Consider the following 24,437-nt stretch of genomic DNA (forward strand, 5'->3'; position numbering starts at 1 on the left):
GGAAGGATCTCGACGCCGGGTGCCACCCCCTCCCCAGCGCCTGCAGCCACGCCGGCTGCACAGTGAGCGGCGTCGAGATCCTTCCCTTCGGGCAGAGCGAGCGCCCGCCCCGAGCACGATGGCTGGCACCCTTGTCCGTCGCGCTCGGATCGGCGGTGACGCTGGTTCCGCTGATCGCGACGGTGCCGATACTGCCGCCCTTTGGGCTGATGATGCTGCTGGGATGGCGGATGATCCGGGGCAATTCGATGCGGGTGTGGGCGCCCGTGCCGCTCGGCTTCTTCGACGACCTGCTGAGCGGGCAGCCACTTGGCAGCGCGATGCTGCTCTGGACGCTGTGCGTGCTGGCGATCGATGTGCTAGACACGCGGCTGGTATGGCGTGATTTCTGGCAGGATTGGGTTATCGCGACCGGGGCTGTCGGCTTCTGCCTGATTGCGGGCCGGTTGCTTGCGGTCCCCTTCGGCGCCCATGTCGACACTGCCTTGTTGTTCCAGCTGGTCACTGCGGCGGCGTTCATGCCGGTTATCTTCCGCCTGTGTGCCTGGCTGGACCGGGATGCTAAGAAAGTCTGATGGCGCGTATCACCGAGGCAAGCCAGGCCTATAGTTTTTCACGCCGCGCGCTGCTGCTCGGCGGGGGGCAGGCCGCCGTGGGCCTGGTGCTCGCCGGACGCATGACCTGGTTGGCGGTGTTCGAGAACGAGCATTACAACCTGCTAGCCGAGAGCAACCGCGTCAACATGACGCTGTCGCCCCCGCGGCGCGGCTGGATCGTCGACCGCAACGGCGTGCCGATCGCCAACAACCGCACCGATTTCCGCGTCGACATCATCCCCGACCGGCTGGTCGACCGGGAGCGGGTGCTTGCCACGCTGCAACAGATCCTGGGTCTCACGCCCGAGGAGATGGAGCGCATCCAGACGGACCTGAAGCGCGCGGCCGGATTCCAGCCTGTGGCGGTGAAGGAGAATCTGGACTGGGAGCGGTTCGCCGCCATCAGCGTGCGGCTGCCCGAACTGCCGGGCGTCTCCCCTACCCGCGGTTTTGCCCGCAACTATCCGCTGGGCGCCGGTGTCGGGCATCTGGTCGGCTATGTCGGCACCGCATCGGCCGAGCAGTACAAAAAGGAAAAGGACCCGCTGCTCGTCACCCCCGGCTTCAAGCTGGGCAAGGACGGGCTGGAGCGCGCAATGGAGGGCGAGCTGCGCGGCAGGGCCGGGGCCAAGCGCGTCGAAGTGACTGCGCATGGCCGCTTGGTGCGCGAGCTTGAGACCCGGCCCGACGTGCCGGGCAAGAACATCAAGCTGACCATCGACGCGCTGCTCCAGGAATATGTCGCGCGGCGGCTGGGCACCAATTCGGGCTCGGCGGTGGTGATCGACGTGGAGAATGGTGACATCCTGTCGATGGTGTCGATGCCCTCTTATGATCCCAACGCCTTTTCCGATGGGATCAGCCAGAGCGAGTGGAAGATCCTGGCCGAGGACGACCACGTCCCGCTCATGAACAAGGTGCTTCAGGGGCTGTATCCGCCGGGTTCCACCGTGAAGCCGATGAACGGGCTGGCGCTGATGCAGGCGGGAGTCGACCCGCATATGCGCATCAGCTGTGGCGGCGCGATGCGCGTCGGCAACGGCGTGTTCCACTGCCACAAGCGCGGCGGGCACGGGCCGCTCGACCTGCGCCAGGCGATCATGCAGAGCTGCGACATCTATTTCTACGAGATGATCCGGCGCGTCGGCTATGACGCGATCGCGCCGGTCGCCCGCGCGCTGGGGCTGGGGCAGAAGTTCGACCTGCCCTTTTCGAGCCAGCGTTATGGCACGGTGCCGGACAGCGCGTGGAAGCTGCGACGCTACAAGACCAAATGGACAGTGGCTGACGGGCTGAACGCCTCGATCGGCCAGGGTTATGTGCTCTCCAACCCGCTCCAGCTGGCGGTGATGACCAGCCGGCTCGCCTCAGGCCGGGCGCTGGTGCCGCGGCTGATCGCGGGGACGCACATGGAGCCCGCGCCAGCGCTGGACGCCAGCCCCGAGCAGCTGGCGATCATCCGCGACGCGATGTTCGGGGTCGTGAATGCCGGCGGCACCGGTGGCGCGGCCCGGATGCTGGTGCCCGGCGTCGCGATGGCGGCCAAGACCGGCACCGCGCAGGTGCGGCGCATTACCATGGCCGAGCGGCGCGGCGGTGTGCTTAAGAACGGGCAGCTGCCCTTCAAGCTGCGCGACCACGCGCTGCTGGTGTGCTTCGCGCCGGCCGACAAACCCAAATATGCCGCGGGCATCGTGCTGGAGCATAACGGCCACACGATCCGCAATCTCGACACCCCGCTGATCGGGCGCGACATCATGACGTTCCTGTTCGACCGCGAGCGCGCAATCAAGTCGCTGCACGAAGTCGAGCCGACCTGGGGCGGCGACTATACCACCCGCATGAAGGCGCAGGCCGACGCGTTCAAGGCAGCCCAGAGTGCGCCCCCGCCCCCCGCGCCCGAGGATGCTGCGGGAGCGGTCAGCAACATCGCGTCGGAGGCGGCGGACGCCACCACCTCCAACACCATCGACCCCAGAGCCGCTGAGCGCGGCAGCGCGGAGATCCAACCATGAGCGTGCTCGGGCCCGGGCTGGTACCGCAACCGCTGGCCCAGTTGCCATGGAAGGTCATCCTGCTGGTCCTGGCGATCGGCACCTTCGGGCTGGTGGTGCTGTTCTCGGCGGCCGGAGGCAATTTGTACCCCTGGGCCTGGAACCAGGGCCTCAAATTCTTTGTGTTCCTCGGCATGGCGGTCGCCCTCTCGCGGGTGCCTGAACGCTGGTGGGCGCATGGCACCTTTCCCGCCTATATCGTCATCCTGCTGATGTTGTTCGGCGTGGAGCTGCTGGGCAAGGTAGCGGGTGGCAGCCAGCGGTGGCTCGACCTCGGGTTTATCCGGATCCAGCCCTCCGAGCTGATGAAGCCGGTGATCGTCCTTGCCATCGCTCGCTTCTACGAGATGCTGCCGGCAGGTGACATCCGCAAGTTCGGCGCGCTCTGGCCTGCCGCCGTGCTGATCGGGCTCCCGGCCGGGCTGGTGATGCTTCAGCCCGACCTGGGTACGGCGCTTATGATCACAGGCTGCGGCGTGATCGTGATGTTCCTGGCGGGCATTCCGCTGCGGCTGTTCATTGGCGGCGGGCTGTTGCTGGCGGTCTCGACGCCGCTGGCGGTCAACTTTCTGCTGCACGACTATCAGCGCAACCGCGTTCTCATCTTCCTCGACCCCGAAAGCGACCCGCTCGGCACCGGCTATCATATCAGCCAGTCCAAGATCGCGATCGGGTCGGGCGGCTGGTTCGGCAAGGGCTTCCTGAACGGCACGCAGAGCCATCTCGACTATCTGCCCGAAGGCCATACCGACTTCGCGCTTGCGACGATGATGGAGGAGTGGGGGCTGATGGGCGGCGTGCTGCTGATCGTGGCCTTCGGCCTGCTGATCGGCTGGGGGATCAGTGTCGGCCTGCGCGCCAAGACCAAGTTCGGCCGGCTGACGGCCGCCGGGCTGTCGGGCACCATCTTCCTCTACGCGTCGATTAACATGGCGATGGTGATGGGTCTGGCGCCGGTCGTCGGCGTGCCGCTGCCGCTGGTGAGCTTCGGCGGCACCGCGGTTATGACGATCATGATCTGCTTAGGAATCCTGATGTCGATCGATCGGGAGAACCGCCGCGTCACCCGCTGGTGATTTTTTCCAGAAAAGGGGTTTACAAGCGGCAGAAGGCGACGCTAAAGGCGCCTTCCCAACGCGGTGGCGCTCTTCCAACAAGCGCCTCACCAGCCTCGGAATGGACGCATAGCTCAGTTGGTAGAGCAGCTGACTCTTAATCAGCGGGTCCTTGGTTCGAGCCCAAGTGCGTCCACCATTCCTTCTTCTTTGCAATCAGTTAGTTAGGTCGGTTCCAGCGACGAGCTTGAGCCGTGGCTGGCCCCCACTGTGACCTATTTTGTGCCCTTGACCCGGCCTTTCTCCTGAGGGGCCAGTGTGACCTGATTTGCCCTCGAAAATCAGCTGGTCTGCGTAAGGCTGCAAATGCTTCACCGACATGTGAGGCAGGAGCCGCGCATCCGAACTTCGATAGATCGCGCACTCAGATGACGAACGCCCGCAAGAACACTTCGGCGGCGCGCTCTGCCTCAGCGGCGACCTTGTCCGCGGCGCCTTCGTCCTGGCCCCACAGCATGCGCTGGTGCAGCCCGCCCATGCACAGGGCCATCATCACCTGCGCCGCCTCGGCGGGATCCTCCTGGCGCAGCTGGCCCGCCGCCATTGCCTCGGCGATGAAGGCGGTCAGCAGTTCGCGGGTCCGCTGCGGCGCGCGCCGATAGAAGATCTCGCCGACTTCAGGTGCGCGGCCCACTTCCGCCGCCACCAGACGATGCAGCCTGAGCGCATCCGGTGACGTAAGCTTGGTCAGGAAGCCGCGTGCGAACTCCATCAGCGTGGCCCGGACATCGTTGGAAGGCTTCAACAGGTCCGTCAGCTGCTGGCGGTATTCGCGCGTCGCCTCATCAAGCACCGCGGCAAACAGTTCTTCCTTGTTCGAGAAGTAGTTCCACAGCGTCGCCTTGGACCCACCGAGCTCAACCGCGATCGAGGACATGGACGTGGCCGAATAGCCATTTTCGAGAAACGCGCGCCGCGCCGTGCACAGGATCGTCGACCGGCGATCCTGCTTGCGCGCCTCACGCTTGCCGGGGACGGGGGTGGAGCCTTCCATAGCCGTACTATAGAGTACAGTTTCGTGTTGACAAGGCGCGCAGCCATCGCCATCTGCCTTTCCGTACCAATCAGTACGGCGCTTTTTCATGCACATTCCTCGTCTTCTGTCTGCGGCTGCGGGCGCGGCGCTCCTTTCGGGCTGCGCGACCGTCCCTGATCTCGGCGTCCGTCCCGAACCGCGTGCGGCGGCCAGCTTCGCTGCGACTCAGTTGCTCGCGTCCGGTGCAACCGTCGCCGCCTGGCCCGGTGACCGCTGGTGGACCGACTATGGCGATGCCCAGCTTGCCGGTCTGATCGAAGAGGGTCTGCGCGGCACACCCGATCTCGCCGCCGCCGCCGCGCGCCTCCGCTCTGCCCGAGCCTACGCCGAACAGGCTGGCGCTGCTCGCCTGCCGTCGGTGGGCGCGGAGGCCAGCGTCTTAGAAACCAAGCAGAGCTACAACAATGGCATCCCCGCCGAGTTTGTACCGCAGGGGTGGAACGACACCGGCCATGTCGCGGCGACGCTCAGCTTCGACCTCGATCTTTGGGGCCGTAACCGCGCCGCACTGCGCGCCGCCACCTCGGACGCGGAGGCCGCGCGCATTGAGCTGGAACAGGCTCGGCTGGTGCTCTCCACCAACATCGCCAGCGCTTATGCCGACCTGGCGCGCTATTCCCGCCAGCGTGCGGTGCAGTTTGAGGCGCTGGAAATCCGCACCCGCACGCAAAGGCTGGTGACCGACCGCGTGACCAGTGGCCTCGACACACAGGCCGAACAGAAGCAGGCGGAGGCCGGCGTTCCCGCCGCCCGTGCCGATCTCGCCGCGACCGACGAGGCGATCGGCCTTACCCGCAACCGGATTGCAGCGCTGCTCGGGCAGGGCCCCGATCGCGGCCTCTTGATCGCGTTGCCGACGGCCACCGCGGTCGCGCGCGGACTGCCTGCCGGCCTCACGACCGATTTGATCGGCCGGCGTCCCGACATCGCTGCCGCGCGCGCGCGGGTCGAGGTTGCCGCCGCCCGCATCAAGGTGGCGCGCGCCGACTTCTATCCCGCAGTGAATCTCAGCGCGCTGATCGGCTTCCAAACGCTCGGCGTTAATAAGCTGTTCGACGGCGGCTCGACTTATGGCCAGGCTGGCCCAGCGGTGAGCCTGCCGATCTTCCGCGGGGGGCAACTTGCCGGCCAGTATCGCGGTGCCCGCGCGGCGTTCGACGAAGCCGTCGCCAACTACGATGGCACCGTCGCCACCGCTTATCGCGAAGTCGCCGACGCGGTGACGAGCCAGCGGGCACTCGCCACGCGCTTGTCGGAAACGCGTCAGGCCCTCGCCTCCTCCGAACAGGCCTATGGCGTGGCGCGTCAGCGCTACGAGGGTGGCTTGTCGACCTTCCTCGACGTGCTCACGGCCGAGGAACGCGTGCTTCAGGCACGACAAATCGTCGCCGACCTCGAAACCCGCGCCTTCACACTCGATATTCAGCTTGTCCGCGCGCTGGGCGGCGGCTTCTCCCCTGCTTCCGCGGCTGCTGCCGCTTCCAAGGACCAGATCCATGGCTGATGCCGATCCCCAGATCCGTAACCAGGCTTCGCAAGCAGCCCCGGCGCCGGAGGCTCCTGGGCAATTTGCCGCCGATCCGGCACCGACGCGCGGTGGACTGCGTAAAAAGCTGCTGGGCGGCATCGGCGCGCTCGTGCTCATCGGCGGCGCAGGCTATGGCGCGTGGTACACGATGATCGGCAGCCACTATATTGGCACCGATAATGCCTATGTCGGCGCGGACACGGCCGCGATCACCCCGATGCTCGCTGCCCAAGTCGCCGAAGTCGCAGTCACCGACACCCAGGCCGTGAAGAAGGGCGACTTGCTCGTCCGCCTTGATGACAGCGATGCCAGGATCGCCGTCGCCCAGGCCGAGGCCGATCTTGCCCGAGCCCAGCGCCAGTACGGCCAGACCTCGGCCACCAGCGCCGCGCTCGCCGCGCAGGTTCAGGCGCGTGAGGCCGACATCACCCGCGCCCGCGCCCAGCTCACTGCCGCGCAGGCCGATTATGAGCGCGCCCGCGTCGATCTCGAACGCCGCCGCCGCCTCGCGCCCAACGGCGCCGTGTCGGGCGAGGAGCTGAGCTCGGCCACCAACGCATTCGCCACCGCGCAGGCCAATCTCCAGCTTGCCCGCGCCGCCATCGCTCAGGCGACCTCCACCCGCGGCGCAGCCTCCGGCGAACTCGCCGCCAACGACGCGCTGATCCGCGGCACCACCACGGCTACCGCGCCCGAAGTGCTCGCCGCCCAGGCCAAGCTTGCCCAGGCGAAGCTCGACCTTCAGCGCACCACCATTCGTGCGCCGATGGACGGCGTGATCACCCGCCGTAACGTCGCTATCGGCCAGCGCGTGGCACCCGGCACGCAGCTGATGCTGATCGTCCCGGTTGGCCAGCTCTATGTCGATGCGAACTTCAAGGAAGGCCAGCTGACCAAGGTCAAGGTTGGCCAGCCGGTTACGCTCACGTCTGACCTGTACGGCGGCGATGTGGAATATCATGGCCGCGTGGTCGGGCTGTCGGGCGGCACCGGCTCGTCTTTCGCGCTGATCCCGGCCCAGAACGCCACGGGCAACTGGATCAAGGTGGTGCAGCGCCTGCCCGTCCGCGTGGCGCTCGACCCCAAGGAGCTGCAGGCGCATCCGCTGCGCGTAGGTTTGTCGATGGACGCCGAGATCGACGTCTCCAAGAACTAAGGAACCTCGCCCATGAATGGCAAGGCCGAGGACATGGCACCCCTTAGCGGGTTCAAGCTGATCCTGGCGGGCGCTGTGCTCGCGCTTACGAACTTCATGGTGGTGCTCGACACCACTATCGCGAACGTCTCGGTGCCCCATATCGGCGGCAGCCTGGGCATTTCGGCCAGTCAGGGGACGTGGATCATCACCTCCTATGCCGTGGCGGAGGCGGTATGCGTGCCGCTGACCGGCTGGCTCGCGGGCAGGTTCGGCACGGTGCGCACCTTTACCTGGGGCGTGATCGGGTTCGGCATCTTCTCGGTTCTGTGCGGCTTGTCGACGACGCTCGGCATGCTCGTCGCCTGCCGCATCGGGCAGGGGCTGTGCGGTGGCCCACTGATGCCTCTCAGTCAGACGCTGCTGATGCGCATCTTCCCGCCCAACCAGCGCGCCCAGGCGATGGGCATCTGGGCGATGACCACCGTGGTCGCGCCGATCCTAGGTCCGATCCTGGGCGGCACGATCTCGGACAGCTGGTCTTGGCACTGGATCTTCTTCATCAACATTCCGGTCGCCGCGCTATGCGTGTTCGGGTCGATCCGCCTCGTCTCCCGCGCGGAAACGCCAACGGCGATGCTGCGGGTCGACAAGGTCGGGCTGATGCTGATGCTGCTGTGGATCGCCGCGCTGCAGATCATGCTCGATCTTGGCCGCGAGCATGACTGGTTCAACGACGGCACGATCATCTGGCTTGCGGTGATCGCCGTGGTCGGGCTGCTGGTGTTCCTTGCCTGGGAACTGACCGAGGACCAGCCAATCGTGGACCTGCGCGTCTTTCGCCACCGCGGCTTCACCGTCGCCGTGATCTCGCTGTCCTTCGCCTTTGCGACATTCTTCTCTTCGGCGGTGATCATCCCGCAATGGTTGCAGACCAGCATGGGCTACACCGCGACCTATGCCGGCTATGCCACGGCGTTCACCGGCGTGGCGGCGGTGATCATGTCGCCGATCGTCGCCAAGCTTTCGACCAAGGTCGATCCGCGCGCGCTGGTATGCTTCGGCATCCTGTGGCTAGGCATGGCGTCGCTGCTGCGGGTCGGGTGGAACAGCCAGGCCGATTTCTGGTCGCTCGCTTTCCCGCAGATGCTCCAAGGCTTCGGCATGCCGTTCTTCTTCATCCCCCTGACCACGATTGCGCTGGGCGCAGTAGAGCCCCACGAGACGGCATCGGCGGCGGGCTTGATGAGCTTCCTGCGCACCATGGCCGGGGCGATCGGCACGTCGATATCCACAACCATGTGGGACAACAGCGCACGCGTGGCGCGCGCGGAGATGGCAGGCCGACTGAACGACCAGAGCGCGACGCAGGCGCTGAGCGCGCAGGGCTTCTCGATCGACCAGATTCGCGGCGTGATCGTGAACCTCGTCGAGAAGGAGGCGTTCGCGGTCGCGACGACGCACATCTTCATGCTGTCAGCGGTGATCTTCGGCTTTTCCGCCATGATCATCTGGCTGACTCCGAGGCCGCGCCGGGCGGTCGGGCCGGGCGCGGCGCACTAGCCGATCAGCGGACGCGAAAGGAGGATCGCACTAGCACGGGCTGTCTGTAAAGGACCCCTTAGCTGCCGCAATCGGGATCCCATTGACGATCAGAAAGATTTAAGCAGCGAGGCTGAACATCAAGCTGAGCTTCCATCAACATCATTGTTCTGCGAATTCCTAACATCGGTTACTCGCGTGATATTTTCGCACTGCAATGCAAGCTTTACGTCAGGTGTGAAACACTTGATTTTTTGGTTCAGGATGAAGGCCGAATTATGCCCATCGCCAACGCATCTTGCGGAGCGACGGCATAACCTCACAGAAAGCAGGCGCGGCCGTTCTTACTACAGAGAATTATCTGCAATTGGCCGGATGCGGACAGGCACTGAGAGCCCATCCTTCCAATTCTGCCTAGCCTCTTAGCGCTTGCGAGCCCACCTATGTAGACCTGAACTCGAGTAAGAGATTTTGGAGCGATGATTGGGCTGTGCGAGCCTGCTGCGCTTCACCGGATCAATCGCTGCTATGTATCGGCAATGAAAAGCACACGGTAGCTCCTCGCGGAGCATTGTTTCTCGCCTGCAGAGCGCCTCCATGTGCTTCGATGATTGTCTTTGATATGGAGAGCCCCAACCCCAGACCCCCGTTTTTCGAACTGGCAACCGGTGTCCCGAGCTTCTCGAGCATTTCCTTCGAGAATCCGGGGCCATGGTCAGTCACGCATACGTGAACCTTGCTGTCCGATCCGGAATGAACCTCGACGAGAGGTGGCGGTGAGCCGGCGTTCTGAGCTTGGCACGCATTTCGTACGAGATTAAGGATGACCTGCTGGATTTGAACGGTGTCGACGTTCACCAAGATTTCCTCACTGGAGGGATCCAAGGCGACAGGTTCGGCGCAAACCTTAGTCACAGCTATCGTGGCCATAGCTTCGGTGATAAGGTCGTCTATGCTGACTACCACGCGTTCGCCCGCACCAGATGCCAAGCCGCGGACTCGTTTGATGATTTCTCCAGCGCGGAGGATTTGTGCGCGAGCATCTCGCAGGGCTGTAACGGTCGAAGCACCAGCGGCAGCCGGGAGTTGCGAAGCCATATAACTTGCTGCGCTCAGGTAATTGCTCGCGGCGGTTAGCGGCTGATTTAGTTCGTGTGAAAGAGTAGCAGCGAGCGCGTTCAACGCTCCGTTTCGAGAGAGATGCGCAAGTTCGTTTTGTAGTGTCTCGTGCTTCTTGATTTCAGTTATATCTTGAATGGTGCCATGGAACCCGACGATCTCTCCGTGCCTGCCCTTTGTGGGAACTGATGAAAGGCGGTGGAAGCGAGACGCGCCGCTTGAAAGGTTTACTTGTAAATCCCACGAAGCAGGAACGCCGTTTTTTAGCACACGGATAATCTCTGTCTGGTGCCGATGCGCCGACTCCTCGGGCAACACCTCCGCGAAATCGGCGCTGAGGGGGCTAAGTGGCGAACTGCGCTCGTACATCCTGTACAGCTGTGGCGACCAAGTTATCCTTTTTTCCTGTAAGTTATACGCCCAGTCGCCAATTCCAGCCACGCGCTGCGCTTCCTCCAAGCGCGATTTGGCGATCGCAAGCTCCCAGGATCGACGTTCACGAAAACGAATAAAGTAGATAACGATCGCACTGAGAACGGCCACCATCAAGGTAGCTAGCATCGCTCCGATACGCAGAAGGTTCGCGCGCTGCACCGCTTCGAGCAGGGCGTCGTCGCGAAGGATGCTGTAGCTCACAAACAAAGGATATCCCGGCACCCGGCGATAGCTGACGAGCCGGACCTTTCCGTCGAGTGTGCCAGGTCCGACAAGTTGTCCTCGCTCCGTTCGCTGTTGTTCACGAAAAAGGACACCACCCGTCACATCGTCACCGGAATTGACCACACCGGCTGTCACTCGAGCTCTGACTGTGCCGTCTAGCCCCACCAACCAAGCCGACTCTGAGGGCTTGACCGCCTTCTCGCCGAAAACTGCAGTTAGCTGTGCGGGGGCGAAATGGACGGTCACCACGCCAGCGAAGGTTCCGTTCGAAAGGTTGAGACGCCTGGTCAGCAGAATGGCTTTGTTGTTCAGCGTGTGCGAGTAAGTTGGTTTGCTCACGAACAGCCGTCGAGTGTCTTGATCTCGGTGGGCAAGGAACGCTTCGTGTTGAGCAACATTAGGGGTGCCGACCAAGCCCTCCCGAGTGGTGGCAACAAGATCTCCCCGCGCATCCACCACGCTGAGACCAAGGAAGCCCGGATCTTGAGCGATCGGATCATTTATCAGGCTCGGGTATCTCTTAGTTCCGACAGGAATAGCTGCGAGTGCGCGTAAGGCTGCCACATGGCGACAGGCAAGATCAGCAGTTCCAAGGACTCGCGATACATATTGCTGAAAAACAAGCGATCGATCTTCATTCTGCGCGACAGCGGCGTGGAGCGCTTCCGCTCGTTCGAACTCGATTTGTCGAAGAACCAGCGTCCAGAGAAGTGCCGAGCCAAGCAGGCCTGCGATTAGGACCGCGCCGATAGCCCAACGTCCGTAGCGCACCTGCACACTCGGCGCATCTATATCGCTGGTTCGCCTATTGAGCATGTGGCGGAGCCGTCCCTCATTCTACACTCCGGAGCCGTAACGCTTTACGCGCTAAATGGCACTTACCATTACTTCGGCCCGTCTTGATGGAGGAAGCACCATGGGGTTGTGAACACAACACGCTGGCAGGGGAAGCAACGCTAAGTCCGCAAGTTAGGGTAACTCTACAGCATGGGTTATGGTCCGCTTGAAAGCAGTGTTGCGACAGGGACGAACGACCGCATTTCGGGGCGGAGGCGGCCGTCAGCAGATCGGCGATTTTCTTCTAAGGACGTCCTCTGGGCAGCACCTTGAAAGCCTCCGGCAGAGGCGCCGGATCAGCGCGTAAATTGGTCCGCAAAGAAGTTCCCTTCCGCGTCGACCCACAAGCGGCCGCTTACACCAGCCTGCCCGCTCCCCCCAACTTCGGACGCTTGTTCATAGTCGCATCAGCGCACGTGCAGGAAAGTCGAGAACCAGGCCAACTCGGTATACATGCTCATCTGAACGTTGCCGCCTCGATCCTGAGTGCGCCCCTACTTGCGAGAACCGGGGAGATCCGGCACCAAAGTACCGGGGGGTTCTATGATCCGCAATGCCATCGCCGCCGGCGTCCTGATGACGATCACGCTTCCCGTCGCAGCCGAACCCCATAGGGACGAGGGCACGGCGCAAAACCGGAGTGCGCTTGACGGGACCGAGCGGCTCGACGGACTGCTCCCGACCCACGTTGATCGGCAGGGGGGACGGATCCTCCTGTCGCTGCCGGCTCCTGGTCGCGACGGCGTCGCGGCGCGCCTGCTCTACACCACCTCGCTACGTACCGGCCTCGGCTCGGCGCCCATCGGCCTCGACCGCGCCCAACCAAGGCCCGCGCAAGTGCTGATCATCCGTCGGCTGGGCAAGAAAGTGGCCTTCGAGCTCGAGAACCCGCGCTTTCGTGCGACGGGGGCGTCGGCGGCGGAGCAGGCCGCAGCAGCGGATGCCTTCGCCACCTCCACCTTGTGGCTCGGCGACGTGATAGATGGTCCCCACGGGGCGCTGCTGGTCGATATCGCACCTTTCCTCATTCGCGACGTCAAAGGTATCGCCGCGCAGCTAAACACGAGCGGCGAGAAGGGTTGGAAGCTGGTCGAGGCGCTTAGCGCTGCCGATCCGAACAGCGCACGTGCGTTTCCGCGCAACCTGGAGTTCGAGGCGCGGCAGACCTACGCGAGCGAAACGCCAGGGCCCGAGGTGCGCAACATCGCTCCCGATCCCCGGCAGGTAACGCTAGTGGTGCGCCACAGCTTCATCGCGCTGCCTGAGGCAGGCTATGTGAGCCGCGCCTTTGATCCCCGCGGTGGAAGCTTCGCCACCCAAATCCTCGACTTCGGCGCGCCGCTCGGCGGGCAGATCGTCCAGAACCTCGCCAATCGATTCCGCCTGGAAAAGGTCGATCCGGCCGCGCCGCGCTCTCGCGTGAAGAAGCCGATCGTCTTCTACATCGACAATGCGGCGCCCGAGCCGATCCGCACCGCGCTGCTGGAAGGCGCATCATGGTGGAAGACGGCGTTCGAGGCTGCCGGGTTCATCGACGCCTACCAAGTCAAGATCCTGCCCGACGGAGTGGATCCGCTCGACATCCGTTACAACGTCGTCAACTGGGTCAACCGCGCGACGCGGGGCTGGTCATACGGCTATGCCGTCGCCGATCCGCGCACGGGCGAAATCCTGAAGGGGTCGGTGCTGCTCGGGTCGCTGCGCGTCCGGCAGGATATGCTGATCTACGAAGGCTTGGTCGGCACCGCCAAGACGGGGACGGGCGGACCCAATGATCCGGCCCAAGTGGCACTCGCGCGCATCCGGCAGCTCGCCGCACATGAAGTCGGTCATGCGCTTGGCCTGCTCCATAATTTCGCGGGCAGCACGCAGGGCCGAGCCTCCGTGATGGACTATCCGGCACCCCGCATCGGGCTGGTGAACGGCGCGCCCGACCTGTCGGACGCCTACGGCATCGGACTCGGCGCCTGGGACATGCACGCGATCGACTGGCTGTACGGGGACTCCGCTGGCACGAACCCAGATACGGCCGCACGGGCCAAGGCAGCGGCGGCAGACCAGCGCGGCCTGCGTTTCGTCACCGACGAGAACGCTCGCAGCGCGTCTGCATCGCAGCCATGGGGCAGCCTGTGGGACGATGGCGCCGATCCGGTCGCAGAGCTCGACCGCATGATGGAGGTGCGCGCCGCCGCGGTCGCTCGCTTCGGACCAGACGCGCTCGCCGCAGGCGAACCGATAGCAGCGCTGCGGCGCAAATTCGTTCCGATCTGGCTGCTCCACCGCTACCAGGTGGAGGCAGCGACCAAGCTGGTAGGTGGCGTCTTCTCCACCTACGCGGTCGCGGGCGGCACTGGCGGAACGTCGGTGGCGGTGGATGGGGTAGTCCAGCACCGCGCGCTCGATGCGGTGCTGGCGACGCTCGCTCCCACCCAGCTGGATGTGCCGGAGCGGCTGATCGTGCAATTGTCGGCCGGGTGGTCGGGCGACAACGACCGGCAGACCGACATCGAGGTCATGCGCACTGCTGGCAGCAGCGTCTTCGACCCACTGGTGGCAGCCGAAGTCGCTGCAGAAGTCAGCTTGCGGGCGCTGCTGGCACCAGAGCGCATCGCGCGTCTCGCGGACCAGAGCCGCCGCGATCCTGCGGTACCCAGCCCAGCGCTGCTCGCCACTCGGCTGCTAGCGATTGCGGACACGCCCACGGCGGACCCCCGACTGGCGGCGGTCCGCCGGGTCGTCGGCAGGCGAGTTGTCCTCAATTTGGCAAAGGCAACAGCCGATCCAGCCGGTGGCGCGGAAGCCGCAAGCCTGATCGACCAAGCGCTCGCCGACTGGGCGGCCCGGCAGCAGGCTCGATCCTTTGCCAACGGCGCCGACCGCAGTTGGGCGCTCGCAACCGCTCGGCTGCTGCGAGATCGGGAGGCGCTGGCGGCGGCGCTGCGCGACAAGGATGCCGACGTGACGATCCCTCCCGGCATGCCGATTGGATCCGACGAGGACTGAAAGGACAGCTTTTCAGACCGGCCGGCCCGCTCCTCCACTTCCGCCATTCGTTCACTTCAGCCATCGGCAGCTTCTCGCGACGATCGGCCCGTTCAAGTCTGTTAGCCGTTCCGGCTGGCCCATAGTTCGGCCGTCTCGATGTTCGGTATCGCCTCCTTCATCCTTCGTCTGGCATTATCGGAAGAGCACGGGATCTTCTGCACCCCAAACTCAAGGCGCGACAGCAACTTGGGTCGCTATTGAGCCGAGATGCCCCCGGAGTACCTTTGCTTTGGGCCGGCTGAGGCCGACCTTGTGGCAAGCTCGTTCCTCTGAAGGTGGAACTTCTTACGCTAATCGACTTGATGCGCTCGAAGATCGCAGTTCCCGCGAGGTCGCTGAGCCATGATCGAGATAGCGGTGAACGCGCTAACCGTCATGCCGACAGGCGTGCCCTGATCTATCGCACATAGCGCTGTGATGCAGTCGGAAACCGACTGAACACGCGGCGCAAGTCACTGTTCTTGGTGATATGGCTAGACACGTTCATCGGTCTCGGTCCTGGGTCACCGGTTGCATCGGCATCGGGGAATGGGATCATGTTTGGGTAGGGGCGATCGGAGCGGCTTTAGAGGCCCGCTTAGCGTAGCGCCGCGCAAGCGCGGCACAGACCATCAACTGCATCTGGTGGAACAGCATCAGCGGCAGAACGATGAGCCCAACCGAGCTGGCCGGGAAAATGATGTTTGCCATCGGCAAGCCGCTCGCCATGCTCTTCTTCGATCCACAGAACACGATGGCGATCTCGTCCTCGGTGGTGAAGCGCAGGAAGCGGCTTGCCGTCATGGTGGCGACCAGCACGACTGCCAGCATCACGAGATCAAGGACGATGACGAGCCCGAGGCTTTGCGGTGTCACCTTGCTCCATATGCCCGCCACGACGCCCGCACTGAACGCGGAATAGACGACGAGAAGGATCGAACCGCGATCGACGAGCATCGTCAGCGTCTTCTGCCGGTTCAACCATTCGCCGATGAGTGGTCGTGCGAACTGGCCGACGACGAACGGCAACAGGATCTGGAGCGCGATGTCGCCCACCGAGTCAAGCGACATGCCGCCCGTCCCGACGCTGAGAAACATCGTTGCCAGCAGCGGCGTGATGACCACACCGGCAAGGTTCGACAAGGACGCGCAGCACAGGGCGGCGGGCACGTTGCCCCGGGCGATCGACGTGAAGGCGATCGAGGACTGGACCGTCGAGGGCAGCAGCGCGACGAAGATCAGCCCGGTGGCAAGTCCGCTGTCGAGATATCCGCCAGCGAGTTTCGCGATCCCCAAGCCCAACAGCGGAAATACCACGAACGTCGTGGCGAACACCAAGGATTGCAGCCGCCAGTGCAGGATGCCCGTCCAGATCGCCTGCCGGGAAATCCGCGCCCCGTAGATGAAGAACAGGAGCGCGATGGCAGCGTGCACCACAATGTCGAGCACGTCCTTGCCCGCGCCCCGGGCGGGCAGGATCGCGGCGATCACCACCATTCCGACGATCGCGAGGATGTAGGCGTCGATCCGAAGCCGACTAAGAATGGCCTTCATAGACGATAATCCGATCTTGCGGTTCGCCATGACACGTTGGCGCGTGCGAACCGCTTGTGCTTACGGCTCTCCGATACCGCGCCCGCCTTTTCATGAAAGAGCGGGATCAGCGGTACCGGAGAAATCTTCAGGTGAGGGGCGCCATTCTAACGGAAAGGCCACACGATATCGGCTGCCGCTCAGGCCGCCAGTTCCTGACGAACGATCTCGGCGCCGGCAGCCAGCGCCTTCAGCTTGCCGCGTGCGATCTCACGGGACAGCGGCGCCATGCCGCAGTTGGTGGCCGGGTAGAGCTTGTCGGCATCAACGAAGCGCAGCGCGTTGCGCAGCGTCTCGGCGACCTGTTCCGGCGTCTCGATCGTGTCGGTCGCGACGTCGATGGCGCCGACCATCACCTTCTTGCCTCGGATCAGCTCGATCAGGTCCATCGGCACGCGGGAGTTCTGGCATTCCAGCGAAATGATATCGATCTTCGACTTCTGGAGGTTGGGGAACGTCTCTTCATACTGGCGCCATTCGGAGCCGAGCGTCTTCTTCCAGTCGGTGTTGGCCTTGATGCCATAGCCGTAGCAGATGTGGACCGCGGTCTGGGCCTTCAGCCCGTCGGCCGCGCGCTCCAGCGCCGCGATACCCCAATCGTTCGCCTCGTCGAAGAATACGTTGAACGCGGGTTCGTCGAACTGGATGATGTCGACGCCGGCCGCTTCCAGGTCCCGCGCTTCCTCGTTGAGGATGCGGGCAAATTCCCACGCCAGGTTCTCGCGGCTCCGATAGTGCGCGTCATAAAGCGTATCGATCATCGTCATCGGCCCCGGCAGCGTCCACTTGATCGGCTGATCGGTCTGCGCGCGCAGGAAACGAGCGTCCTCGACGAAAACCGACTTCGCCCGCGAGACGGCACTAGCGACCGTCGGCACACTAGCGTCATAGCGGTTGCGGATGCGCACCGTCTCCCGCTTCTCGAAATCGACGCCGTCCAGATGCTCGATGAACGTGGTGACGAAGTGCTGGCGCGTCTGTTCGCCGTCACCGAGGATGTCGATGCCGGCCTGCCGCTGATCGTCGACAGCCAGGCGCAATGCGTCCTGCTTGCCCGCAAGCAGCTCCTCGCCCTCTAGCTTCCACGGCGACCACAGCGTCTCGGGCGTGGCGAGCCAGGAAGGCTTGGGCAGGCTGCCCGCAGTGGTTGTCGGCAACAGAGTGGTCATAGGCAATACCTTCAAGTGCGTGGGGATCAGAGGCCGCAGGTCGCAGACCAGCGCTGGAGCGCGGCACTGTGCGGCTTGATGAAATGCTCTTCGGCGAATTTGCCCTGCTTGACGGCGAGCCGGCTGCGCTCCTCGCGATCATAGACGATGCGGGTCAGCGAATAGTCCTGATACTTCAGGCTGGGCTGATAGTGCTCCGCCGCGACGGAATTGGCGTTGTAGATCTCCGGACGGTAGATCTTCTGGAAGGTCTCCATCGTGGCGATCGTGCTGGCCAGTTCGAGGTTGGTGTAATCGCTGACCAGATCGCCGATATGATAGAAGGCGAATGGAGCGACACTGTGCGGCGGCATAAAGTAGCGCACCTTCATGCCCATCTTCGCAAAATACTGATCGGTGGGTGAGAACTTGTCGTTGCAATACTCGACACCCAGGATCGGATGCACGTTGGCGGTCCGGTGATAGATCTCCTTGCTTGATACGCTAAGGCAGATGACCGGGGGTTTGCGGAAGTTGTCGCGATAGGCGCTCGACCTGAGGAAATGCTTGAACAGATTGCCGTGGAGATCGCCGAAGCCCTCCGGCGCCCCGCCACCTCCGGCCTTGAGGTGGTCGGCCAGGACGACGCTGAAATCGTAATCGCGCACGTAGGACGAGAAGTTGTTGCCGATCATCCCATTGCTGCGCTCGCCGCTGGTTCTGTCGGTGACAGTGGTGTGCAGGATCTCGATCAGCGGAAACGCTTCGTCATCCGCGCCGCCCCCAAGCGTGAGCGCAGCCGAGACGATCTTCAGCTCCAGCGTGTAGCGATCACCTTTTGGGTTGTCCCAGTGCATCAGCGCGTTGAAACGGTGATCGATCATCATCAGCGTGTTGCGCAGATTCTCCTGCCGGCTTTCCCCGCGCGCGAGATTGGCGAAGTTGGTGGTAATGCGCGTGTTGTCAGCCGGACGATAATGCTCGTCAAATGGGATGCTGCTGATCGAGAATGTGAACCCGCTATTCGTCATGACTCACCTGGCTTTGCGGCGGAAGGTCAGGCGAAAGCGCGCGAGGCACGGACGGGCCCGAATAACGTGAAGCCAAGGACCGTCGCATCAAGCGCGATCCACCGGAGGAACCCCCGTCCGAGGAACGTTATGGCGTCGAAAGGCAGGTCTCCTGGCTCACGGGTCAACGCGGTGGCTCCGGCCTTCCCGAGCGCCTTGCGAGCGCCCAGTGACACGAAATGGAGCCGCCACTCGCCGCTTACAGTTGCGGGGGCAGCGCCGGATTCTGCCCCAAAGGACACCACCGGCTTCCCGTCTTAGCCCCGCCGTCATGCCTGAAGCGGGGAACCTCGACAGCCCCTTCTCAACACCATCAGCACCGGGCTGTCAACCACCATATAAAGACATCTTTATATCATGATGTGGCGTCATAGCCTGCCTTTCCAGAGGAACAGGCAGTCAGGTCGGCTATGTATCCCTTGGCTCGAGCAGCAGCCGAACGCCATTCCCGACCTGAGCTCCTGCCTGTGAAGCCGAGTTCGGTTTTTCAGGGCTGCAACTGGACATGGAGTTAGTTGTTGGCTGCTCCGGAGCGAGGCCGCCTTGGGTGGCGCAGAGGGTGAAAGCGGTCAGTCGCTTCGAGCCCGAAGCATCACAACAGCCCGACGTAGTCTCGCGTCAGACCAACCAGAGAACGGTTCTATCCCTCGGCATACTCCAGCTGCGGCTCAAGTATTTCGGGACCATCCGAATGAACGGTGACCGGGATCGACTTCGCCGCCGGCGTCCTACTTCCGGCGGCATAGTGCCAGACCGGCATCAGCACGTTGCATTCGGGATAATAGCCACCGATGCAACCGATCGGAATGTCGTAGGCAACCACTAGCATGCCGGAAAGATGCCGATCGACCCCGTCGTCTGCGACCGTCCTTAATGTGACCGCCTGACCTACCTTCAATCCAAGTCGATCGATATCCGAACGGTTCATCAGCACTGCCTTGCGCGTGTTCTTGATGCCCCGGAAGCGGTCGTCATACCCGTATACGGTGGTGTTGAACTGATCATTACTCCTAAGCGTCATCAGCCTGAGAACGTCGCGGCCCGGGGCAGGCATATCGAGATCTTCGTCCAAGGCCTTGGGCGTCACGAACTTGGCACGACCGGTGTCGGTGTGCCATTCCCGCTTCTTCGCCGGCAGGGGCCGCTGGAAGCCGCCGGGCTCCCACATACGGCGCTCATAATCCCAGAAGATGTCCGGCAGTGTCCCACCGATTTCGCGACGAATCTCGGCGTAGTCCGACATATACGCATCCCAGCGCATGCGCGGGTTAGGATCGAGCACTCGTTGGGCCAGTTCGCAGATCAACCGCACCTCACTTATCAGGTGCGGCGACGCAGGCGTGCGCAGGCCCCGGTTGCCGTGGATGCAGCCTGAAGTATCCTCCATCGACAGTACTTGTTGTCCGGCCTGAGTCTCGTCGATCTCCAGGCGGCTAATCACCGGCAGGATATAGCTGATCTCGCCGGGCAGCAGAGCGCTACGATTGAGCTTGGTGATAATGTTCACCGTCAGCCGGATCTTGCGCCAGGCCGGCTCCATCTGGCCGTGATCCGGGATGGCCCGGACGAAGTTGCCGCCCAGCATGATGAACGCGCGGACATCGCCCCGCAGTACCGCTTCGCAGGTGTCCACCGTGTCGTAGCCGCGCTCTCTCGGCGGCTCGAAGCCGAACTGCTCGCCCAGACGGTCGAGCGGGAACAGTTCAGGCTTTTCCGTGACCCCCATCGTGCGTTGCCCCTGCACGTTGGAGTGACCGCGAACCGGGCAGATGCCTGCGCCTTCGCGGCCGATGTTGCCGCGCATCAGCAGGAGGTTCACCAGCATCTGGATGGTTTCTACCCCTGCCTGATGCTGGGTGAGGCCCATGCCATATATGCCGATCGTCGCGCGCGCCTGGCTATAGACTTGGGCGGTTGCTTCCATGTCGGCGCGGAACAAGCCCGAGCGGCGCTCCAGCTCGTCCCAATCCTGCGCACGGACCCAGTCGGCGAAGCTCTCGAAACCGGCGGTATGTTCGGCGATGAACGCCTCGTCGAGCACCGAGCCGCCGGATGCCTTCGCCTCGTCGTGTAGCGTCAGCACCGCCTTGCAGATCCCGGCCAGCGCCGCGAGATCGCCGCCGGTCCTGACTTGATGATATTGCGAGCTGATCCGCGTCTCCTTGCCCGTCAGCATCTCCGTGGGCGATTGCGGGTTTACGAAACGCTCGAGACCGCGCTCGCGCAACGGATTGTAGGTGATGATCGGCACGCCGCGCCGGCTCGCCTCCTGCAGCGGGTGGAGCATGCGGGGTGAATTGCTTCCAGGATTCTGCCCGAAAAACATGATACACTCGGTCTTGGCGAAATCGCCCAGATCGATGGTGCCGACGCCCTGTCCAATGCTGATGGGAAGCGCCACCGAAGTCGTTTCGTGGCACATGTTGGAGCTGTCGGGCAGATTGTTGTTGCCATACGCCCGGGCGAACAGCTGGTAGAGGTAGCTCCCCTCGTTCGACAGCCGTCCGGAACTATAGAAAACCGTACCCTTCTTGCGGTCCTCGACGGCGCGCATCTCGCGCGCGATCTCATCCATTGCATGCCCCCAGGAAACCGGGACATATTTGTCGCTTGCTGCATCGTAGCGCAGGGGGTGAGTCAGCCGGCCGGGTTGCTCCAACTGGTATTCATCCCATTCCCGGAGTTCGCTCACAGTGTGCTTCGCGAAAAACTCCGGCGTGCAGCGGTTCGCCGTCAGCTCCCACGCGACCGCCTTCACGCCGTTCTCACAATATTCGAACGGCAGCGGGTTGGCAGGCTTCACCCAGGCGCAGCTGTTGCACTGATACCCATCCACCTTGTTGTGGCGGCTCAAGGCAAGCGGCACGCTGCCTAACACGCCCTCGCGCCGTATGATGTTCCCCACGGAGCGGGCAGAACCCCACCCGCCGGCGGGAAGGCGGTACGGCTTATATTCGGGCTTTTTCACAGAGATGCTCCGCCGACGGTGAGTAGCGAAAACTCCTCGGCTGCGGCGTGGGTTGCACCGGAACATGCGGCATGACGATCTGTTCGTGTGGAATGTCCTGACCCGCCATGGAGGCCAACGTGCTCGTCGACCGGGATTACCTACTGAAGAAACCCTCGGGCCCGTCGGCCCCCAAGCTGTTCCTGGACACCAAGGTCGTGCCCGCAGGTGTGAATACGCTAGGCAGTGTGGAAGTCGCGCTCAAACGGGTTGCAGCACGGACTGGTGTCAGGCCCGCGCTGATCCTGACCGCCGGTGCGGGGGCAATCGTGTACGGGCTGTTCCGTCTTTTTGCTGGTCGGTCCGGAGAGCCCCGCGACGAGCGGAGCCGCCCCACCCGTACACCTGTCTAAGACCCACAAATGGACTTTCAGCTCCCCTTCCCGCTTCCCAGAAGCGGACGCTCATCCATCTTGGCTCCCCTTGACCGCTAAGCGCCCAAAGCCGGTCGTTCGTCTTTACCTCCGGCAGCCGCAGATCGGCCCGAAAAGCACCAGAAGCGGCCTTTTCGCACAAGTGTAATAGCTCTGCCGTGCCCCCTTAATATTTGGTGTCCAGCAGCCCCCCAGAACAACTCGGGGGACAAAATGAAACACCGTATTTCGCTCGCGGCGCTGCTCGCCACCACTTCCTTTTTTGCCGCGCCCGCTATGGCGCAGAGCACGATCGGGGACCCCGCCGTCTCTGAGCAAGATGGCGGCGACATCATCGTCACCGCACAGAAGATCGAGCAGCGCGCCGTCGATGTGCCGATCACGATTTCGGCGCTCACGGGCGAGCGCATGGCAGAGATCGGCGTGAGCGACCTGGACGAACTGTCGAACTACATTCCGGGACTCAACATCCAGGAGCAGAGCGCCAACAATCCCGGCGTCGTGATCCGCGGCATCACGTCAGATTCCGGATCCTCGCAGCAGGGCCCGCGCGTCACGCTCTATTATAACGGCGTCGACATCTCGCGCTCGCGCGGATCGTACCAGGCGATCTACGACCTGGAGCGCGTCGAAGTAATCAAGGGACCACAGGCGACGCTGTTCGGCACCGCCTCGGCCGTGGGTGCGATCAGCCTGACCTCGGCGCGCCCGCGCGAAGGCTATTCCGGCGCGCTCACCGCCGGCTATGGGAATTTCGATTCCACGCTGCTCTCGGGCTTCCTCAACGCCGGGTCGGATACGGTCGCCGGGCGCGTGGCGTTCGAATGGAAGAAGCGCGACGGTTATGTCGAGAACCTGTCGCCGCGGCAGGAAAAGGATCTGTATTCGCAGGACCAGCTCGGCGTGCGCGCCTCACTGCGCTTCACCCCTAGCGATGCGCTAACGGCGGACCTGATCGGTACCTATGACCAGCAGCGCAACGGCGGCACGCCGTTCATCTCGCGCGTGTTGCCGACCGAGGATGGCCCCGGCGATCCGTTCGGCCGCGCGCATCTGGACGGGTCGCCGCTGTCGGAGCAGGCGCTCGGCGCCGACCAGCTGGGTCTCAACCGCGAAGTGTATGACGTCAACCTGACCGCGAGCTACGATTTCGGGTCCGGCGTTACTTTCACCACCGTTAACGGCTATCGCAAGTTCGATAGCCAGGAAATGTTCGATGCCGACGGCTCGGCCGCCTGGTTCCTCGAGTTCGGCGAGATCGCGAAGGGCTGGCAGGCGAGCCATGAAGGCCGCTTCTCGTACAGCGATCCGCAGTGGCGCGCGTCGTTCGGCTGGAACGTGTTCGTCGAAGACAATTCACAGAACGTACCCTTCTCCACCGAGGAAGGCACCTTCATCCAGTGCCTGACCGCGCTGCAGGGCCGCCCTGCTCTCCCAAGCCTGCCGTGTATCAGCCCGGCTGGCGTGGTAACCGCGGCGAGCGCGACCGCTGGCGCAACCGGCGGGAGGCTGACGCAGGTTCCGTACCGTTCGGTCTATGAGAACCAGGGCCGTAACGACAGCTATTCGATGTTTGGGGATGCCACCTGGATTCCCACCCCGGCGTTAGAACTGACCGCCGGCGTCCGCGTGCTGATCGAGCAGCGAGAGTCGGGCTATCGCGCCGATGTCCCCGTGCCGCTGCTTCCTACCCTGCTTCCCGCGGCCGAGCGTGCAGCGCTGCTTGCAGTGGGCATTGGTCCGTCGCTGCTGCCAGGTCAGATCGATACGCGCGGCCAGACCTTCACCGCGCGGCAATCCTATTCGGCGGTGCTGCCACGCTTAAACGTCCTGTACCGCCTCACGGACGATGTGAACGTGTTCGGGACCATTTCGAAGGGACGCCGTTCGCCCGTCGTGCAGCTCAATGCGCGGCGGCTGGCTACCGGTGCCCCCGCATCCAACCTCCAGCTCGTACCGGAAGAGAATGTCTGGAACTACGAAGCCGGGCTCAAGGGACGGGTCGGGCCGGTCTCGGGTTCGCTTGGCGTCTTCTACCAGAAATATGACGGCTTCCAGGTGAGCGTGCTCCAGCCCAACGGCACCTCGCTGACGCAGAGCGCCGGTACCGCCAGCAATCTGGGCGTCGAGGCCGAACTGAACGTCCGCGCCGCGTCTTGGCTCAACCTTTTCGGCAATGTCGGCTACATCAACGGCGGCATCGACGAGAATGACCGCTTCGCCTCTACCTTCTCGGGCGCGCGCTTCCGCCTCCAGCCCGAATGGCAGGCAGCAGCCGGTTTCACCGTCAATGCGCCGCTTGGCAATGGCATGCGCTTCTTCGCCACGCCGTCGGTCACGCATCGCAGCCGCATCTTCTTCGAAGTGCCCAACAACATCGCCCTCTCGCAGGGGCCGGTCACGCTGGTGAACGCGCGCGCGGGTGTGAGCTTCATGGACGAACGCTTCGAAGTGTCCGGCTACATCCGCAACGCCACCAACGAGCGCTATCTGCTCGACGCCGGCAATACTGGCGGAAGCTTCCGCACCCCCACCTTCATCCCGGCCGAACCGCGCTTCTATGGCGCGCAGCTCACCGCACGTTTCTAAGGACGCCCGA

General features: G+C 63.5%; 15 protein-coding genes, 1 tRNA gene and 1 riboswitch. Of the genes, 10 read left to right on the forward strand and 6 right to left on the reverse strand.

Annotated elements, in window-relative coordinates; genetic code table 11:
• Window positions 1–62 precede the first annotated feature (62 nt).
• From mreD to LQ953_RS09605, 4 genes are all read left to right on the forward strand, one after another.
• A complete protein-coding gene (gene mreD, locus LQ953_RS09590; protein ID WP_330999411.1) occupies window positions 63–575 on the forward strand; it encodes a rod shape-determining protein MreD in 513 nt (170 codons plus the stop codon).
• On the forward strand, window positions 575–2,611 hold the full coding sequence (gene mrdA, locus LQ953_RS09595) for a penicillin-binding protein 2 (protein WP_231030520.1): 2,037 nt from the start codon (window positions 575–577) through the stop codon (window positions 2,609–2,611). The genes mreD and mrdA overlap by 1 nt, the downstream gene beginning before the upstream one ends.
• The gene (gene rodA, locus LQ953_RS09600; RefSeq protein WP_231030521.1) at window positions 2,608–3,726 is read left to right on the forward strand and encodes a rod shape-determining protein RodA; all 1,119 of its coding nucleotides are present in this window, start codon (window positions 2,608–2,610) and stop codon (window positions 3,724–3,726) included. Before mrdA ends, rodA begins: the two co-directional genes overlap by 4 nt.
• Window positions 3,727–3,828: 102 nt before the next feature.
• Window positions 3,829–3,904 (forward strand) — tRNA-Lys (locus LQ953_RS09605).
• Between the two features lie 225 nt (window positions 3,905–4,129).
• Here LQ953_RS09605 and LQ953_RS09610 read toward each other — a convergent pair.
• Window positions 4,130–4,759: a TetR/AcrR family transcriptional regulator gene (locus tag LQ953_RS09610; protein ID WP_231030522.1), complete on the reverse strand. Its 630-nt coding sequence runs from the start codon at window positions 4,757–4,759 to the stop codon at window positions 4,130–4,132.
• A gap of 88 nt (window positions 4,760–4,847) precedes the next feature.
• On the opposite strand from LQ953_RS09610, the gene LQ953_RS09615 reads away from it, so the two are divergent.
• From LQ953_RS09615 to LQ953_RS09625, 3 genes are read left to right on the forward strand one after another with little or no spacing between them, the layout of a single operon-like run.
• Window positions 4,848–6,305: an efflux transporter outer membrane subunit gene (locus tag LQ953_RS09615; protein ID WP_231030523.1), complete on the forward strand. Its 1,458-nt coding sequence runs from the start codon at window positions 4,848–4,850 to the stop codon at window positions 6,303–6,305.
• Complete coding sequence (locus LQ953_RS09620; protein WP_231030524.1) at window positions 6,298–7,485, forward strand: HlyD family secretion protein; 1,188 nt, start codon at window positions 6,298–6,300, stop codon at window positions 7,483–7,485. The genes LQ953_RS09615 and LQ953_RS09620 overlap by 8 nt, the downstream gene beginning before the upstream one ends.
• Window positions 7,486–7,497: 12 nt before the next feature.
• A complete protein-coding gene (locus LQ953_RS09625) occupies window positions 7,498–9,027 on the forward strand; it encodes a DHA2 family efflux MFS transporter permease subunit (RefSeq protein WP_231030525.1) in 1,530 nt (509 codons plus the stop codon).
• Between the two features lie 495 nt (window positions 9,028–9,522).
• Here LQ953_RS09625 and LQ953_RS16345 read toward each other — a convergent pair whose 3' ends face one another.
• A complete protein-coding gene (locus LQ953_RS16345; RefSeq protein ID WP_231030526.1) occupies window positions 9,523–11,562 on the reverse strand; it encodes an ATP-binding protein in 2,040 nt (679 codons plus the stop codon).
• A 603-nt stretch (window positions 11,563–12,165) separates the two neighbouring features.
• Between LQ953_RS16345 and LQ953_RS09635 the strand changes: the two genes are divergently transcribed.
• Window positions 12,166–14,625: a zinc-dependent metalloprotease gene (locus LQ953_RS09635; RefSeq protein ID WP_231030527.1), complete on the forward strand. Its 2,460-nt coding sequence runs from the start codon at window positions 12,166–12,168 to the stop codon at window positions 14,623–14,625.
• A 576-nt stretch (window positions 14,626–15,201) separates the two neighbouring features.
• Here LQ953_RS09635 and LQ953_RS09640 read toward each other — a convergent pair.
• The 4 genes from LQ953_RS09640 to LQ953_RS09655 all read right to left on the reverse strand — a co-directional run bounded on the left by LQ953_RS09640 (window position 15,202) and on the right by LQ953_RS09655 (window position 21,491).
• Window positions 15,202–16,200: a bile acid:sodium symporter family protein gene (locus tag LQ953_RS09640; RefSeq protein WP_231030528.1), complete on the reverse strand. Its 999-nt coding sequence runs from the start codon at window positions 16,198–16,200 to the stop codon at window positions 15,202–15,204.
• A gap of 179 nt (window positions 16,201–16,379) precedes the next feature.
• Window positions 16,380–17,408 carry a methionine synthase gene (locus LQ953_RS09645; RefSeq protein ID WP_231030529.1) on the reverse strand — a complete coding sequence of 343 codons (1,029 nt, stop codon included), beginning with the start codon at window positions 17,406–17,408 and terminating at the stop codon, window positions 16,380–16,382.
• Window positions 17,409–17,434: 26 nt separating this feature from the next.
• Window positions 17,435–18,418, reverse strand: coding sequence for a DUF1852 domain-containing protein (locus LQ953_RS09650; RefSeq protein WP_231030530.1), 984 nt, complete (start codon window positions 18,416–18,418; stop codon window positions 17,435–17,437).
• 124 nt (window positions 18,419–18,542) lie between these two features.
• A riboswitch (cobalamin riboswitch) is annotated at window positions 18,543–18,765 on the reverse strand.
• 332 nt (window positions 18,766–19,097) lie between these two features.
• Complete coding sequence (locus LQ953_RS09655; protein WP_443026563.1) at window positions 19,098–21,491, reverse strand: FdhF/YdeP family oxidoreductase; 2,394 nt, start codon at window positions 21,489–21,491, stop codon at window positions 19,098–19,100.
• Window positions 21,492–21,544: 53 nt separating this feature from the next.
• Here LQ953_RS09655 and LQ953_RS09660 point away from each other — a divergent pair, with 53 nt between their 5' ends.
• Window positions 21,545–21,817, forward strand: coding sequence for a hypothetical protein (locus tag LQ953_RS09660; protein ID WP_231030532.1), 273 nt, complete (start codon window positions 21,545–21,547; stop codon window positions 21,815–21,817).
• 234 nt (window positions 21,818–22,051) lie between these two features.
• Window positions 22,052–24,427, forward strand: a complete 2,376-nt coding sequence (locus LQ953_RS09665) for a TonB-dependent receptor (protein ID WP_231030533.1) — start codon at window positions 22,052–22,054, stop codon at window positions 24,425–24,427.
• Window positions 24,428–24,437 lie beyond the last annotated feature (10 nt).

The organism is Sphingomonas sp. IC-56 (assembly GCF_021043375.1).
GTDB lineage: Bacteria > Pseudomonadota > Alphaproteobacteria > Sphingomonadales > Sphingomonadaceae > Sphingomonas.